This window comes from Paenibacillus sp. Y301 (genome assembly GCF_059445505.1).
On sequence record NZ_JCAIUL010000043.1, the window covers coordinates 1 to 1,230 of the forward strand.

1 rRNA gene is annotated in these 1,230 nt (G+C 35.9%); it reads right to left on the minus strand.

Annotated features, from left to right (window positions below):
* Positions 1 to 1,140: 1,140 nt before the first annotated feature.
* A 5S ribosomal RNA gene (rrf, locus tag AC1D69_RS25000) occupies positions 1,141 to 1,230 on the minus strand; the annotation flags it as partial.

The window sequence follows — 1,230 nt, forward strand, 5'->3', positions numbered from 1 at the left end:
TACTCACTCGTTGTTCAGTTTTCAAAGACCAATTTATTTGTTTTGTTGTTACCAGTTGTTCTCGGCGACAACTTATATATCATAACACGTCCGGTTCGTTTATGCAAGCTTTATTTTCGTTTAAGAATCATTCGAGTTTGGCTTGCCGATTCAATAAAATGTGTTATTTATTGGCCGGACTAATAATATATCACGTGAGACAAATCAATGCAAGTGTTTTTTAGATATATATATATTATGAAATAAAATCAAGGAGATTCGGGCCAGATATACAACACGCAAATTAAGCAACACCGGTTAATGTTGTTCTGCACTCATTTTACTCTGAGGAAATGGAAAGCTTACATTATACCCTATGTATTATTTAAGCATCTATTTCATTTCATTTATACGAGTTGCGCTTAAAACATCAGATACCATCTGCAACTCAAAGGATATGTGTTAGTAGGCTCCTACAACAAGTTATGGTACCCAGGTGACTTACTCCTATGCACTCTCTCACGGACATCTGTAAGGCATTAGTTGGTTCAGAAATTTAATATTCTATTATTTTTTAGCTGATCTATTATCTAAAGAGAACTCTGAGCAGCAAAGAGAATCATAATCAAATGATTTAGGTATTATGACGACCCGGTTCATTCAAATCTTGTTCTTCTTGTTACGAATGTCAGACAAAGATTTCAACCACCTAAAAAAAAGACTACAAGAAATAAGCATTATCTGGACTAAAAACAGTAGTACTAATTGAATATCAGTTACGTTCAGTTCATTCAGACCTTATTCGCAATCATATTCAATACCACGTTGTCGCTTAGCTGGATTTAAATACCCTGATGCGATTGTTCTAGATATGGCCGAGCTATTTGTGAGTAACATATAAGAATGTGAAACAAGTTGTAGTTCAAATGCTGAAGATCTTTAAAGTACCCGGTATAGCGATCGACTTATCGGTAAACTGGGAACCGCTTTTATATAAGACAGTTCATGTAAAATTCATTAAGTAGGATCAGTATGAATGTTTTAAGAATTCCCAGATATATCTTGAAGAATTTACACATATATACCTTATGACCATTGACTTAAAAATCTTTATTAAAACGCAAAGAACCACCATTGATTGAAATCAATAGTGGTTCTTGTGCTTGGCGGCGTCCTACTCTCCCAGGACCCTGCGGTCCAAGTACCATCGGCGCTGGAGGACTTAACGGTCGTGTTCGGGATGGGTACGTG